We start from the raw sequence: 13894 nt of genomic DNA, 5'->3' as shown, positions 1-13894 counted from the left end.
AACAATGATGAAATACATTTTTGCTGTGATGCTTGCCCTATGGAGTATCACGGCGGTACAGGCACAGCGAATGCTCCCTAAGCAAAAAGGATTGGAAGTAAACGCAGGTATGCTGTCCAAAGAAGTAAGCGACAATTACTATCTGAATTTGACCCTTACTGTGAACGGAAAGAACGGCAATTACTGGATATGGGGTGCGGAGTACACGCATCAGCTCTCGGATTACAGGGATGTACGGATACCGCTCGAAACCTATACGGTTGAGGTGGGTTACAGTCTTCAGCTATTGGGCGATGCACGAAAGACCATTACGTTGAATGCAGGGCTTACAGCTGCTGGAGGCTATGAAACCATTAATCGAAGTAATGCTATGCTACCCGATGGTTCGACCATTCTCGACAAAGACAATTTTGTCTTTGGTACAGGTGGACGGCTCACACTTGAAGCGTATCTGTCCGACCGTTTTGTCTTGCTCCTGCAAGGGCGGACAAAAGTGCTTTGGGGTACGGATTTGAAACAGTTTCGTCCATCGGCAGGGATGGGACTAAGGTTTAACTTTTAAATTGATTTGCAATGAAAACATTCATCAGAAAATACAAGCATCATGTACAGGCAATGTTCATGTTCTTGGTGATGTTGGTCTGCGCTGTGGTGCTGACCTCCTGCGAAAAAGACGAACTCGACATTAGGCAGAATTACCCTTTTGAGGTACAGGTGATGCCTGTACCCAAAGAGGTGACAAGTGGGCAGACGGTGGAAATACGGGTAACCATCGAGCGGTCGGGAAACTTCCATGATGCGCAATATTACCTGCGCTATTTCCAGTTTGACGGAAAGGGAACTTTACGATATCATAATGAACCTCCGTATTTGCCGAATGACTTGTATGAATTACCACAGACACAGTTTCGATTGTATTACACTTCCCAATCGACCGTTTCACAGTCCTTTGACATCTGGATTTCGGACAACTTTGGAAACGAGAAACAGATCAGTTTCCAGTTTAATAGTCGTGACTAAAAGTAAAATCCTGCCCATTGGGTGGGATTTTATACTTTTACAGATTATGGATATGAATATAAGAACGGAAGTTGATAAAGACTTTAAAGCGGTTTTTGATGTGATAAAAAATGCATTTGAAAACGAAGCTTACAGCGATCATCAGGAGCATTATTTGGTTGAGCGATTAAGGAAATCCGATGCGTTTGTTCCCGAACTGTCGCTTGTAGCAGAAATTAATAACGAAATAGTCGGTTATATTTTGCTTACAAAAATTAAGATTATAGACGTCAACGCTAATAGTTACGATTCACTTGCATTAGCTCCTGTTGCGGTGCTGCCAAATTTTCAAGGTAAGGGTATTGGTCGTAAATTGATAGAAACCGCTCATGAAAAGGCGAAAGATTTGGGCTTTAGTTCTGTCGTATTATTGGGACATGAAAACTACTATCCAAGATTTGGCTATAAGCAGGCAAAAGAATTTGGGATTAAATTGCCATTTGATGTTCCTGAAGCAAATTGCATGGCAATAGAACTGATGGAAAATGGTTTACAAAATGTCAAAGGAACAGTCAAATATCCAAAGGAGTTCGGGATCGAATAGAAAGCGGATGTTTTTTCGTAAATTCAACCTGTTGAATTATAATATCATATCGTTATGGGAGCATCACTGGTTATCGGCATTATATTCTTGGTTATAGGTCTGGGATTACGTTATTGGATCAACCGTCGGAGGTTTTATCGACGTAGTCCAACCGGAGCAGAGGGCTTTTCATCCTATGAAAAATCAGTTGCTATCCGACTTGTAGAACGTTTGGGCAAATGGATAGCATATGCCTTGATTATATTTGGAGTGCTGTTCTTGTGGAGTTATTCAAGGCAGAAAAAAGCATCCGAAAAAGCAATGCAAAATATAGAGGCGGAAACCTCAAGTTAGGTTAAACAATAATATACTATTTGAAAACGGTACAGTTCTATTTGATCTGTGCCGTTTTTTTGTGTCAAATATTGTCTTGATAAAGTTGTGTTGCGTAAGAAAATCTACATTGCTATCTTTGCTAATAGAAAATATTAAAATACTTAAAGTGTTTTTGCTTTAAGTCTTGGTACTGAAAACTGGTAATTTTTATATCTCCGAGACAATAAGTAAGAACGCTCACGCTTTAGGCGTGGGCGCTCGCTTATTTGGAGATAAGGTATACCAGTGCCCCAGTATCGAGTAAGTGTAGTTGCCTGCGCTTTTTTTTGTTGTAGGCACTCCATACAGAATAAGTAAAACACCTCAATATGGAGACTAAGAACATAAACCGAATTACTGCTGCCTTTATCAATGATAAGAGTCCAGTGATGGATTTGATACATGATGACCTCGTTTCCTTGGGAATAGAAGTCGTTTTCCGATCCTATAATATTACGGATGGGAACAATCAATTCTCGACGTTAAAATCACTACCTACAATTTGCATTATTGATCTTGATTTTTCCAATAAAGACATTATAAATCAATTACAGGAGCTAAAAAATCAACACCCTACATTGAAGCTGATTGCCCACAGCGATATGGACGATAAAAAAATCATCAAAGAACTTTCGGAACTTGGCTTTTCAAAATATGTATTGATTGGAAATGATATGAAAAAAGTAATCAATAGCATTCTAAATGACTAAAAGGATTGCATAATCCATCATATACATAGGTTTCTTTGCTACTTTCTTTTTCGCATCAGCTCATGAAAGAAAGTAGAATAATAGTTCACAACTTGTTTGGGAAATGCGAGTGTTGGGGATAGCAGAGCGGAAGTATTTCACAAAGGAGTTGTTCCGCTTTCCGCAAAAAGGCTGTTCCGACCTGGGGAGGATCTGCCTTTTTGCCTCGATTTTTTTAGTAAGAGCATTTAACCGAATCATGTACGAATCATGTTTTTATAGGCAACCACCTGTAAGGCGGTCGCCTATGGTTAAATCCTGCTTAGCTATTATAAAACACATGACCGCTATCGCTCCAATAATCACCGCAAAATAAGTCATGCGCATACGCTTTATAATCGAAGTATGTTTTTGCAAATTCGGGTAAATCCATTTCCGCCACCAGTTCAAAAGCAAAATCTTCTTCGTCCTCATACTCGCCTAAATAGTCATCTTCAAAATTGCTGATTAGGTCATCAATATCGCGCTCGGACAGCTTTTGGTGTCCGTTGTTACACCAGATTAAAAATGCCTCTTGTCGGCTCTCGTCCATATCTTCCAAAGCCTCCAAAACCTCAAATATATTATTGCTTATCCAACTTTCGTCAATTAGTCCTTTCGGGATGTTTTCAAAGTCTTGGAACATAAATTCGGGGTCTGTCTCGTCTCTGTGTAGCTCCTTGCAAGCTGTGTAAAACTCCTTTTTATCGGCATAGTCGGACAACTTTAGCCATTCCCCGAAGATTGAACCATTATTATATTTTGCATATGTGCCAACATATACGCTTGCTTCCGATGTGTTGATTTGCTGTATCATTTCTTTACTTTTTTAAATTGATTTATTTGGCAATGAGAGGAGGTGCTGTTGTTTTGTTTCAATACTATTTCCAATGCTTTTACCCTCATGCCTGACATTTTTTTTATTCGTGTAAAGAGCCGGAGTATGCTATGTTTCGTTTCGGGAGCATAAAAGGTAAGTGTTTAGCAGGCACAAGGTTTTGGAGAAAAATACGACCCAAAGGGTGGAGATTTTTGTACAAACATGTTTTGACCTTTTGCCTGCGTTAAGAACATGGACAGACCTTTGCTCCATGAAACGGGAACAACAGGCAATACTCGCTTTTTAAATAAAATCAACCGTGGAAGTTGTGAGGAAAGCCATTTTAAAATAGTTTAAAAACTCCATTCTTGTCGGTAGCTTAACAGGGGATAGAAATAAGGAGTATAACAGCCTAAGCTGTGGAATGACATTTTCTATCTCCTGTTCCAAATCATAGCCATAAGCTCTTTTACGGTAGATCACTGCGTGGCACCGTAAATGTGCTTATGGCTATTCTAAAGTTCGTAGCCAATCTAAGCCAAGTAATTCAGTCCAAAGACATAACCCAACATTCACTTCATCAATGGATAAGTTTGCTTGTACAGGCTAAAGTAACACTGTTAATAAGCAAAAATGAACAGAGGATGGACAAGGAAAAAACAAACGATTTGACTCCCGAAAGAGTTATCCAAATCTTGAAAAAGAAAGGGACGGAGGTCGATTTAGAAGAAGCACAGGCTATTTTGGAGTTTGTTAAGAAGATAGCTCACATTGCAGTTAACCAGTATCTAAGAGGGAAGCTTTAATCCAATGAAAAAGGAAAACTGTTGTGATGAGAAAGGCAGATTTATACATACGTGTATCGACAGACGAGCAAGCGGACAAAGGGTATTCGCAACGTGACCAAGAAGATCGTTTAAGAAAATATTGTGAAATAAAGGGCATTCCGATAAGGGATGTGTACATAGAAGATCACTCGGCAAAATCTTTCAAACGTCCAGAATGGCAGACATATCTATCCAATTTACGGAAAACAAAAACCAATAGTTCGGGATCAATAATACTATTTACCAAATGGGATAGGTTCAGTAGAAATGCTGGGGATGCCTATCAGATGATTAACCAGTTGCGGAAACATGGTGTTGAGCCAATGGCGATAGAACAGCCTTTAGACCTTACCATTCCCGAAAACAAAATCATGCTTGCTTTTTATCTTGCTTCACCAGAGGTGGAAAATGATAGACGCGCCTTGAATGTTTTCCATGGGATGCGTAGGGCTAAGAAAGAGGGGCGTTATATGGGTACTGCGCCATTGGGCTATGTCAACAGAATGACAGAGGATAAAAAGAAATATATTGCCCAACATGATGTCGAAGCACCTCTTTTGAAATGGGCGTTTGAACAAATCATTGCCAATAACTTCAATACCGAACAGATTTGGAAGATGCTTCGGGAAAAAGCCGATGGCAAAGGTCGGTTCAGCAAGAACAATTTTTGGGTCGCTGTGCGCAATCCGTTGTACTGTGGTAAAATATTTATTCCTCCCTACAAAGAAGAAAAGGGATATTTTGTGAAAGGGCAACACGAGCCGTTAATCAGTGAAAAGACCTTTGCGGATGTGCAGGATATACTTGATGGAAGAAAACGTGTTGTCAAGCCTAAAATTGTGGCTATGGACAATCTGCCACTTAGAGGATTCCTCAAGTGTCCGAAATGCGACCGAATGTTGACGGGAAGTGCATCAAAGGGCAAGATGGGCAATTACTATTATTATTACCACTGTACTTCCGCCTGCGGAACACGTTTCAAAGCAGAAACTGTTAATGAGGCTTTCTTAAAACAATTACGGTATATGTCTCCAAAAGAAGGTATGGTTGATGTCTTTATCGAGGCTTTCATAAAAGATTTCAACAACAAAACCAAAGCTCAAAATACCGAACGAAAAAATATCATTGGCGAGATTGATGCACTGAACAAACGTTATCAAAATGCACTTCTAAAGAATGCCGATGGAGAAATGGCGGACGATGATTTCCAAGAGGTAAAGAAATTGACCAAAGGAAAGATTGAGGATTTGGAGAGAAGATTAAATGATTTGGCAGTAGTAGGGACAGAGATAAAAGACTTGGTGGCTTCTGCCTTAAAAAAGGTCGCAAACATCGATAGACGCTATGAAAACGGCGATATTGAGGAAAAAAGGGTTATTGTGAGTTCGATGTTCCCTGATTTTTTGGTTTTTGACGGAACACAACATCGAACTCCGAGACTAAATTCTGCGATCGCTCTTATTTATCAGAGTAACAGCAAGTTACAAGTCAAAAAAAATGGGACAAGTCTATCGTTTTTAGACTTGTCCCAAGACGTGATCCCGCTGGGATTCGAACCCAGGACCCATACATTAAAAGTGTATTGCTCTACCAGCTGAGCTACGGAATCATCTTTTATTCTATTCAGAACGAACTTTCCTACTTTTGGAAAGTGGTGCAAAGATAGAATTATAGGGTGTACTGTCCAAAATAAATTTCAGATAATTTTAGTATAAATGATAAGCACTTTAGTTTCAATAGTTAATATCGCTGTGGAGCAACGTGGACACAACTCTAGTTATGCGACTATTAGGATGTAACGTGTTCTATTGTTGCTCTATTATTCTTTTTCAAGTATTTTTTTTAACGCTTTTAAATCGTTCTTTTTGTTCATTCGCTATTATTTATTCTGTCCAAACAGCGAGTTCGTAGCCATCTAAATCGGTGAATTGGAAACGTTTCCCTCCAGGAAAACTGAAAATATCCTTAATTATAGTGCCTCCTGCATCTATAACTTTACTTTTAGTCGCTTCAATATCTTCCGAATACAGAATAACCAAGATAGTACCGTTTACGGGTTCCCCATGGGTAAAGCCGCCATCAACGTAGTCGCCTGCAAAAGCGGTGTACTCTGGTCCATAATCTGTAAACTCCCAACCAAAACATTTGGTATAAAAATCTTTGGCCCGAACAATGTCCTTTGATAAAAATTCGATATATTGTATCTGCTCGTGTTTTAGTTTTTGCGAATTAATTCCAGTCATAATATCCTGATTTTATTTTTACAAAAATAAACGATAGTTATGACCAGAACTTTGGAAAAAAACGACAAAATCAAAATTTTGAGGGAACTACTCCTGCATATCTTTTTATTTCATTGCTCAAATGAGCGTGGTCATAATACCCGCATTCGTAAGCAATATCCGATAGGCTCTGCTGTTTTCTATTGTGCTTTATTTTGGAAAGAGCGGTTTTGAACCTAACAATATTGGCAAATTCTTTCGGGCTAATCCCAATGTACTTTTTGAAGTTTCGTTCTAATTGCCTCGTTGTCGTATAATTCTGTTTTGCCAATGTATCTATACCAATCAGACCATTGGCTATTTCAATATTTCTCACTACTTTGAATAGATTATGCGTTCCTTTTGTCAGTCCATTTAAGAAAAATTCATCAAGATAAGAAGTAAAGTATTTTTCTACCTTATGAATATCGGGTGAAAGGGGTTTTTCAAATTCAATAATTTTGTCTTTGATTTCATTTAACGGTGCATAGTTGTAAAAAGAAGAAAAAGCTGAAGGCTTGAAGCGAACTCCTACAAGTTTATTCGATGCATACATAACGCTTTCTTTAAAAGTGGTCATTGTTCCCACAAGATAAGTTTTCTCTGGATACATGGTTAAAGCGCCATTGTATGATGTTTCACCCAAATTAAATATCAGGTCAACGCAATTATCCGGCAATATCATGGCTTTGATACGCTGCCTCTCCACTCCCTCACTAATCCAATAGGCATCGATGTAATCTGCTAAATTTGGATGCGGTTTAATCTCTTTGTAACTCATAATTCTCTTTGGATATTATACCATCTTATACTGACATTCGCTTTTTGCTTCAAATCGTTAGTTTATCAATCATCTTCCCTTTAAAGTTTGCCAACATTTCTATCAAATTTAGCAAAATTAATTATTGTATTATGGCTCCTGTTGTATTAAATGTTGTAAATCGAGGTAGTCTTAATACGTTTCATTTCATTTTCTACAATCTTAATAACGTCCGCTTTAATCTGCTTGTAATTGGCTTCGATTACCTATTTCATATTGTCGTTGCAGTCTTCATCGGAAAAAGATAGTATCTGAGATATTTTTCAAAAAAGAGTTCGAATTTTGTACCAATGAGCTCACAAAAACACTAAAAAAAAGGCCTCTAGCGCACCTAAGGGCTGCTTTTTTGTTGGTCACATTTTGGCCGCGCTTTGGCCAAATGTGGGCCAATCCTCTTATACGGCAATATCAGTGCTTTGTTAACCGGGCCATGGGCCGCATATTGGCTACGCTTTAGTCGTATTACCAACAAAAAATTTCCGTGAAGATTCTTACGCGGTCGCGTGCCAATGCTTATTATCGTTTCCGCTGCGATAATAATTACGAAAGCAAATGTCATCGACGAGATTATATAAGGTAATCTTCAAACTTAGAAATTGAAAACGTATATTTAACCCACCAAGCACGGTTAATTACCCAACAATTGCGATGACAGTCATATTCAAGAAACTAAACTTCAAGGAACAACGGGAAGTCTTTGTTTTAAACGCACCAATTGAGTTTGACGGTGAACTCACCGCGATGCAACACGACACAACCGTCAAAAGAGCCATAAACCCGGCCGACCAAATCGAATTCGTGTTGACATTCGTTAAGACCAAAGCCGATATTGATCAAATGGCGTCGGCTATCCAAGGAAAATTAAAGGGCGACGCTGTCGTTTGGTTTGCCTACCCGAAAGGAACATCGAAAAAATACAACGCAGCAATAAACAGGGATCAAGGTTGGGAAATACTCGGAAAATTGGGTTTCGAAGCCGTACGCCAAATAGCCATTGACGACGATTGGAGTGCAGTACGTTTTAGGAAAGTAGCGTTCATTAAGACGATGAGCAGGCGGAAAGACTTTGCGATGACCGAACAAGGGAAACAAAAAACGAAGCCTACCAATCACGGCAAGAAATAAGTACGGAGGCGAGGGAAACATAGTAAATACGATAGTGCATGTCGAAAAATCCAAGTCCCAAAGGAAACGTTTTTCACATTAGAACAACAAATTATGCTCGAATTAGTCATCGAATCACGTACAGCGGCAATAAGCGCCGAAATGAAAGTGAAGCGAATCCTTCCGTTCCGATTGCGGCGGATGATCGGCCCGTTTATCTTCATGGACCACGCTGGTCCCATTGACAACCTAATTGCCTCGCCATCCGATTTGGATGTGCTTCCGCATCCCCATATCGGTTTATCGACCGTGAGCTACCTTTTCGGCGGCGAGGTAACGCACCGTGACAGTTTGGGGATGGAGCAGATTATCCGTCCCGGAGAAGTTAACTGGATGACCGCGGGAAGTGGTATAGCTCATTCAGAGCGGTTTGAAAGCCCCTCCGCACTAGCCGGTGGTCTGGAGATGATACAAACTTGGGTTGCGCTTCCTGAGCAGGACGAAGAGACGACTCCCTCGTTTACCAATTATAAACCGGAACAACTGCCGATTTATACGGATAAAGGAATCTGGATGCGACTGATCGCAGGCAATGCCTACGGATTGCAAAGTCAGGTACATACGAACTCACCCTTATTTTACCTCCATGTGGTTTTACAGAAAAACACGCTTTTCGGCCTTCCCAAAGAGCACGCCGAGCGTGGGTTTTATATTGTCAAAGGGGCGGTAGAAATAGCTGGAATGACGTATAACGAAGGTAAAATGCTCGTCTTTTCTCATGGCGTCGACCCCCGCATTATTGCAAAGGAAGAAGCCACGACATTGATGCTCCTTGGTGGAGAGTCCTTGGGTGACCGTTTCATTTGGTGGAACTTCGTCTCGTCACGCAAAGAACGGATTGAACAGGCTAAAGAAGATTGGAAACAAGGCCGATTTATTTTGCCACCAAATGACAATAATGAATTTATCCCCCTACCTACCGATAAATCAAGGCCATCCGACGCGCCCCCTGGGCCTGAACCGCTCTCGTGAGCTGATTCCTCTGGCAAGGTGCTGAATTGCTTTTCGTACCTTTACGGCGAATGGAGGAACACGATATATGATAGGAAACTGGAAAGCCGTATTGTTTGATCTGGACGGTACACTTATTGATTCGGAATGGTTTTATTACAAGGCATGGCGTAAAGCACTGGAATACTACGGGTTTACACTGAACAGTGACATGTGGCTGAATGAACTGGCTGGCAAAACGGATGGACAGGCATTGGAGCATCTACGTGATAAATATGATTTTGAAGTCGATAAAGCGGCGTTTTACGACCGAACACGTGCACTTATCGCCGACCTGCACGATGTAGAAACGGTATCATTGATGCCTGGTGCGGCAGATTTAATCAATTTCTTGCGTCAGCGAAAAGTTACCATGGCCGTCGTTACTTCCAGTAAACGGGAAGTTGCCACCTACCACCTGGAACGGAATAACCTACGGCATTTTTTTGCCGAACTCGTGAGCCGGACAGATGTGCAACAGCCAAAACCGCATCCAGAGCCGTACCTCCGCTGCGTAGCGCAATTAGGGTTAAACAAGGACGATTGCTTGGTGTTGGAAGATTCGGTAACGGGGGCAACCGCCGCTAAGGCAGCCGGTCTAACTTGCTTCGGCGTGCAGACCCACTTGCCAATCCGGCAGACCCTGCCAACTGCGCGATCTTTCGATAATCTCCATGAGGTAAGAGAATTCTTAGAGCAACTTGTTGCTGACTGAACAGCCTCTGTCACCATGGCCGCGAGGAATATTTCACCTGCATACCCCCCAAAGGGTGTATTTAGCGGACGTAAATACACTATCTTTGAAACCATAAGATACTGAAACCACGTTAAATGAATAGCAGGATAAAAGTAGCGATTGTCGACGACCATAAAATCCTGACGGAAGGGCTTCAAGGGTTGATCGAGGAAGACCATAAAAGGCTACCGTAAAAACCTCCTCCTGAAACTGGGTGCAAAAAATACCGCAGTACTCGTGAAAATCGCCATAGAACAGAAATTGATTTAATCCCCATTCGCCGGTTAAAAGTCTTCGTCGGTCAGCACCTTATTGACCATCGCTCCGGTAAAATTACCTGCCGCAACCGCATTAGCTACCGAACGCATCGGGCTAGTGTTGTCGCCGCAAGCATATACCCCTTCAACGGTGGTTTGCTGAAAGTGGTCTACCTTAATGTGGCCCTGCTCGGTAAGCATGCAACCCAGCGCCTCGGGGATGCCGGAGTGCTGAACGAAAGGAATAGCAGCATATACGGCGTGGAAAGGTGCGACATGATTGTCCTTAAATACGACCCCTTCGAGATGACCGCCATGGTGCTTGAATTCAATTACCTCGGTTTCAATAATCTAAATTGCCCGTTGCCCCAATCTGGCCAGCTGATCTGGAGTGAAAGTTGGGGTGCCCGATGTCATGATGGTGAGATCACTGGTGAGGTTGCTAACCAATGAAGCCAGGTGAAACGCCCGATCGCCGTTTGCCAAGATACCTGTTTGTTGATTACGGAATTCATAACCGTGACAATACGGACAATGGATCACCGAAATCCCCCAACATTCAGCGACCCCACTGATAGCAGGCAATTCATCTTTGATACCGGTTGCCACTATCAGCTTACTACCGACAAATCTATCGCCGCTTTTTGTAGTAACAGCAAAACCTTCCGCAGTTTTCGTGGCATCAATTGCCAAATCGTCCAAGAAATGTACCGTTGGGTATTTCATTACCTGTTCCCGCGCCTTTTTTTTTATAGCGTGGGGTGTCTCGCCATCCTGGGTGATGAAATTGTGCGAATATGGTGTTTGACTATTGCATGGTAATCCACTGTCAATCACGAGCACCTTTCTTAACGATCGCCCCAGTGACATCGCCGCAGACAGCCCAGCATAGCTCCCTCCGATAATAATGGTTTCAAAAAAAATTGCTCCTGTCATCCGAATCATTTATCTGATGTTACCCAAGCCTACCTATCACGCCTGTTCGGACACAAAGCTACACAATATTTCAAAACACGCAACTATGTTGCAACAAAAACCAATTATCGTTGGCCAAACTGAATCACATATCCAGGTGTGTTACACCTGATACCGCTTTGTCTTTGTTCCTTCTGCGCGGAACATGGTAGATACAGGCCAAGATAATCAGGGCAAAGAACGCGCACCCCCAGTAGATATGTTGCATTGCGACATTAATTGCACTACGTAAAAATGCTTTACCTACTTCGGGCAACTCGGGAGTATGGATGATTTCCAGCACGTTGTTTGCCGAAGCGGGTAAATCTGTTGGGGCATGCTTCATTTGTTGCAAGAACGTGTTATTGAAAACGGCACCAAAAATAGCTGCACCAAGGGCCTGGCCCAAATTGCGGCAAAAGACGTTGGCGCTGGTTACCACGCCTCTTTGCTGCCACGGCACCATCGACTGTACGCCAACCATCGAAGGGGTAGATAACAATCCGAACCCCGCGCCGATTAACACCTGATCAAGAACAAGCAGATAAATGGGTTGGGGTTGTGGCATCAAGAGAAATCCCACACAAGCCATCAAAACCAATATGCCACCGACCAACGACGTTTTCCGGAAACCAATCCGCAAATATAGCTTCCCCGACAGCGCAGAAGCCGTTGGCCAACCGATACTGATGCTGGCCAAAATAAATCCAGAAGCAATGACCCCGACACCAAGGGTTGCCTGCGTAAACGTTGGTAGAAAGGTTTCAGGACCCATCATCACAATCCCCATCCCTACCATCGCTAAATTGGTAAATGCCAGCGTTCTATTTCTCCACAACCAGGCTGGCATAATGGCATCTGCCGATTTTTTCTCTGTATGGAACGCCCATATGCCCAATACCAGTATCAAACCCAATAATGAAACACTCGGTAATGAAAGCCAAGGCCATCCCTGCCCACCCTCCAATAAAAAAACAAATATCAAACCGAGTGTACATAAGATTAATATCGCCCCCTTGTAGTCAATAACAGGCGCTGTAGGAATCACCTTCTCTTTGAAGAACGCAGTTAGGAAAAAAAGAGAGACTGCCCCTATTGGGAGATTTATTAAAAATATCCAACGCCAATTGACGTACTCGGCCAATGCACCACCCAATGCCGGCCCCAGGACAGCACTGATACCCCAGATACTGGAGAGATACCCTTGAATACGCGCACGTTCCTGTATCGTGTAGATGTCGCCGGCTATGGTGTTGACCATTGCCATAATGGACCCAGCGCCCAAGCCTTGTACGCCACGGAAAGCAATCAGCGAACCGATATCCCAGGCTACGGCAGACGCGGCAGAGCCCAACAGAAAAACGGCTATGCCAAACAACAGGATGCTTTTTCGGCCGAAAACATCAGAAAGCTTCCCATACAATGGAATCGTAACCGTTTGAGCAAGTAGATAAATAGAAAACACCCAAGAGAATTTCGTGAATCCACCCAAATCCGAAACAATTTGGGGAATAGCGGTGGATACAATGGTAATATCCATGGCAGCCAGCGTCATGGTCATCATGAGTGCGGCCAATACCCATCCCCTCTTCAACTCGCCTACCTGTTTATCCATTCGGCAAAGGTACCCTAATCAGTGAATAATCGGACACCCATCCTTTTCCGGTGATCAGGAATACGCACGCGGTATGATTTTTAAAGAGACATTCCACTGTTATTTATAATTTTGAGTAATATTGGAAGCAATTAAATAAACGAATTAACCGACAATATGGCAAAGGCAAAAAACGAACTGATTCCTGAACAACGCGATGAATTACTCAAAACGCTCCGTGAGCGCTTTGAAAAAAACATGGACCGGCACAAAGGCTTCGATTGGCGTGAAATACAAGCCCGGCTTGAAGCCGATCCGAAAAAATTATGGTCGCTCGACGAGATGGAAGTAACCGGCGGCGAACCGGACGTTGTAGGCCAGGACAAAAAAACAGGCGCATATATGTTCGTTGACTGTGCCGCCGAAAGCCCCAAAGGCCGTCGAAGCATCTGTTACGACCGGGACGCATTGGAATCAAGAAAAGCACATAAGCCGGCGAATAGTGCAATGGATATGGCTACAGAGATGGGCATCGAGTTGCTAACGGAAGACCAGTACCAAGCCTTACAAGAACTTGGAAGGTTCGACACAAAAACATCCAGCTGGTTGAAAACGCCTAACAGCGTTCGAGAACTCGGCGGTGCAATATTTGGCGATTGGCGCTTCGGCCGGGTATTCGTTTATCACAACGGTGCTGACTCTTACTATGGTGCCAGGGGATTTCGAGGCGTATTATTCGTTTGACTGATTGATTGTACGCGAATACTTGTCAATTATAAACAATCC

General features: G+C 42.4%; 14 protein-coding genes, 1 tRNA gene and 2 pseudogenes. 11 read left to right on the top strand and 6 right to left on the bottom strand.

Annotated features, from left to right (window positions below; all coding sequences use genetic code 11):
* The first annotated feature begins 4 nt into the window (after positions 1-4).
* The 5 genes from VNQ80_RS13655 to VNQ80_RS13635 all read left to right on the top strand — a co-directional run bounded on the left by VNQ80_RS13655 (position 5) and on the right by VNQ80_RS13635 (position 2667).
* Positions 5-562: a conjugal transfer protein TraO gene (locus tag VNQ80_RS13655; RefSeq protein WP_325639511.1), complete on the top strand. Its 558-nt coding sequence runs from the start codon at positions 5-7 to the stop codon at positions 560-562.
* Positions 563-615: 53 nt separating this feature from the next.
* On the top strand, positions 616-1020 hold the full coding sequence (locus tag VNQ80_RS13650; protein WP_414693000.1) for a DUF3872 domain-containing protein: 405 nt from the start codon (positions 616-618) through the stop codon (positions 1018-1020).
* A 52-nt stretch (positions 1021-1072) separates the two neighbouring features.
* A complete protein-coding gene (locus VNQ80_RS13645; protein WP_325639507.1) occupies positions 1073-1603 on the top strand; it encodes an N-acetyltransferase in 531 nt (176 codons plus the stop codon).
* Positions 1604-1657: 54 nt separating this feature from the next.
* Complete coding sequence (locus tag VNQ80_RS13640) at positions 1658-1936, top strand: molybdenum ABC transporter permease (RefSeq protein ID WP_325639505.1); 279 nt, start codon at positions 1658-1660, stop codon at positions 1934-1936.
* A 350-nt stretch (positions 1937-2286) separates the two neighbouring features.
* Positions 2287-2667: a DNA-binding response regulator gene (locus tag VNQ80_RS13635; protein ID WP_325639503.1), complete on the top strand. Its 381-nt coding sequence runs from the start codon at positions 2287-2289 to the stop codon at positions 2665-2667.
* Between the two features lie 301 nt (positions 2668-2968).
* Here VNQ80_RS13635 and VNQ80_RS13630 read toward each other — a convergent pair whose 3' ends face one another.
* Positions 2969-3502, bottom strand: coding sequence for an antirestriction protein ArdA (locus VNQ80_RS13630; protein ID WP_325639501.1), 534 nt, complete (start codon positions 3500-3502; stop codon positions 2969-2971).
* A gap of 509 nt (positions 3503-4011) precedes the next feature.
* On the opposite strand from VNQ80_RS13630, the gene VNQ80_RS13625 reads away from it, so the two are divergent.
* The gene (locus tag VNQ80_RS13625; RefSeq protein ID WP_325639499.1) at positions 4012-4311 is read left to right on the top strand and encodes a hypothetical protein; all 300 of its coding nucleotides are present in this window, start codon (positions 4012-4014) and stop codon (positions 4309-4311) included.
* A 26-nt stretch (positions 4312-4337) separates the two neighbouring features.
* Positions 4338-5342, top strand: a pseudogene (locus VNQ80_RS13620) (recombinase family protein); the annotation flags it as partial.
* 526 nt (positions 5343-5868) lie between these two features.
* Here VNQ80_RS13620 and VNQ80_RS13615 read toward each other — a convergent pair.
* The 3 genes from VNQ80_RS13615 to VNQ80_RS13605 all read right to left on the bottom strand — a co-directional run bounded on the left by VNQ80_RS13615 (position 5869) and on the right by VNQ80_RS13605 (position 7374).
* A tRNA-Lys gene (locus tag VNQ80_RS13615) sits at positions 5869-5941 on the bottom strand.
* 274 nt (positions 5942-6215) lie between these two features.
* The gene (locus VNQ80_RS13610; RefSeq protein ID WP_325639497.1) at positions 6216-6575 is read right to left on the bottom strand and encodes a VOC family protein; all 360 of its coding nucleotides are present in this window, start codon (positions 6573-6575) and stop codon (positions 6216-6218) included.
* Positions 6576-6645: 70 nt separating this feature from the next.
* Positions 6646-7374 (bottom strand): DUF6597 domain-containing transcriptional factor, encoded by a 729-nt coding sequence (locus VNQ80_RS13605; RefSeq protein WP_325639495.1) that lies wholly within the window; start codon positions 7372-7374, stop codon positions 6646-6648.
* Positions 7375-8061: 687 nt separating this feature from the next.
* Here VNQ80_RS13605 and VNQ80_RS13600 point away from each other — a divergent pair.
* The 3 genes from VNQ80_RS13600 (at position 8062) to VNQ80_RS13590 (ending at position 10282) form a co-directional block, all read left to right on the top strand.
* A complete protein-coding gene (locus VNQ80_RS13600; RefSeq protein ID WP_325639491.1) occupies positions 8062-8538 on the top strand; it encodes a hypothetical protein in 477 nt (158 codons plus the stop codon).
* Positions 8539-8631: 93 nt separating this feature from the next.
* Positions 8632-9549, top strand: coding sequence for a pirin family protein (locus VNQ80_RS13595; protein WP_325639489.1), 918 nt, complete (start codon positions 8632-8634; stop codon positions 9547-9549).
* Positions 9550-9616: 67 nt separating this feature from the next.
* The gene (locus tag VNQ80_RS13590) at positions 9617-10282 is read left to right on the top strand and encodes an HAD family phosphatase (RefSeq protein WP_325639486.1); all 666 of its coding nucleotides are present in this window, start codon (positions 9617-9619) and stop codon (positions 10280-10282) included.
* A 305-nt stretch (positions 10283-10587) separates the two neighbouring features.
* Here VNQ80_RS13590 and VNQ80_RS13585 read toward each other — a convergent pair.
* Positions 10588-11496, bottom strand: a pseudogene (locus VNQ80_RS13585) (NAD(P)/FAD-dependent oxidoreductase).
* Positions 11497-11620: 124 nt separating this feature from the next.
* Complete coding sequence (locus VNQ80_RS13580; RefSeq protein WP_325639484.1) at positions 11621-13129, bottom strand: MDR family MFS transporter; 1509 nt, start codon at positions 13127-13129, stop codon at positions 11621-11623.
* Positions 13130-13285: 156 nt separating this feature from the next.
* Between VNQ80_RS13580 and VNQ80_RS13575 the strand changes: the two genes are divergently transcribed.
* On the top strand, positions 13286-13852 hold the full coding sequence (locus VNQ80_RS13575) for a DUF4256 domain-containing protein (RefSeq protein ID WP_325639482.1): 567 nt from the start codon (positions 13286-13288) through the stop codon (positions 13850-13852).
* Positions 13853-13894: the final 42 nt, after the last annotated feature.

Source organism: Parapedobacter sp. (assembly GCF_035556095.1).
Taxonomy (GTDB): Bacteria; Bacteroidota; Bacteroidia; order Sphingobacteriales; family Sphingobacteriaceae; genus Parapedobacter.
The sequence above is the reverse complement of the archived record's forward strand: the minus strand, read 5'-3'. Positions and strand labels throughout refer to the sequence as shown.

Excerpts from the sequence above, each read along its gene's own strand:
- VNQ80_RS13655 (WP_325639511.1), top strand. The coding sequence starts at position 5 with ATGATGAAATACATTTTTGCTGTGATGCTTGCCCTATGGAGTATCACG.
- VNQ80_RS13650 (WP_414693000.1), top strand. The coding sequence starts at position 616 with ATGTTCATGTTCTTGGTGATGTTGGTCTGCGCTGTGGTGCTGACCTCC.
- VNQ80_RS13645 (WP_325639507.1), top strand. The coding sequence starts at position 1,073 with ATGAATATAAGAACGGAAGTTGATAAAGACTTTAAAGCGGTTTTTGAT.
- VNQ80_RS13640 (WP_325639505.1), top strand. The coding sequence starts at position 1,658 with ATGGGAGCATCACTGGTTATCGGCATTATATTCTTGGTTATAGGTCTG.
- VNQ80_RS13635 (WP_325639503.1), top strand. The coding sequence starts at position 2,287 with ATGGAGACTAAGAACATAAACCGAATTACTGCTGCCTTTATCAATGAT.
- VNQ80_RS13630 (WP_325639501.1), bottom strand. The coding sequence starts at position 3,502 with ATGATACAGCAAATCAACACATCGGAAGCAAGCGTATATGTTGGCACA.
- VNQ80_RS13625 (WP_325639499.1), top strand. The coding sequence starts at position 4,012 with ATGGCTATTCTAAAGTTCGTAGCCAATCTAAGCCAAGTAATTCAGTCC.
- VNQ80_RS13610 (WP_325639497.1), bottom strand. The coding sequence starts at position 6,575 with ATGACTGGAATTAATTCGCAAAAACTAAAACACGAGCAGATACAATAT.
- VNQ80_RS13605 (WP_325639495.1), bottom strand. The coding sequence starts at position 7,374 with ATGAGTTACAAAGAGATTAAACCGCATCCAAATTTAGCAGATTACATC.
- VNQ80_RS13600 (WP_325639491.1), top strand. The coding sequence starts at position 8,062 with ATGACAGTCATATTCAAGAAACTAAACTTCAAGGAACAACGGGAAGTC.
- VNQ80_RS13595 (WP_325639489.1), top strand. The coding sequence starts at position 8,632 with ATGCTCGAATTAGTCATCGAATCACGTACAGCGGCAATAAGCGCCGAA.
- VNQ80_RS13590 (WP_325639486.1), top strand. The coding sequence starts at position 9,617 with ATGATAGGAAACTGGAAAGCCGTATTGTTTGATCTGGACGGTACACTT.
- VNQ80_RS13580 (WP_325639484.1), bottom strand. The coding sequence starts at position 13,129 with ATGGATAAACAGGTAGGCGAGTTGAAGAGGGGATGGGTATTGGCCGCA.
- VNQ80_RS13575 (WP_325639482.1), top strand. The coding sequence starts at position 13,286 with ATGGCAAAGGCAAAAAACGAACTGATTCCTGAACAACGCGATGAATTA.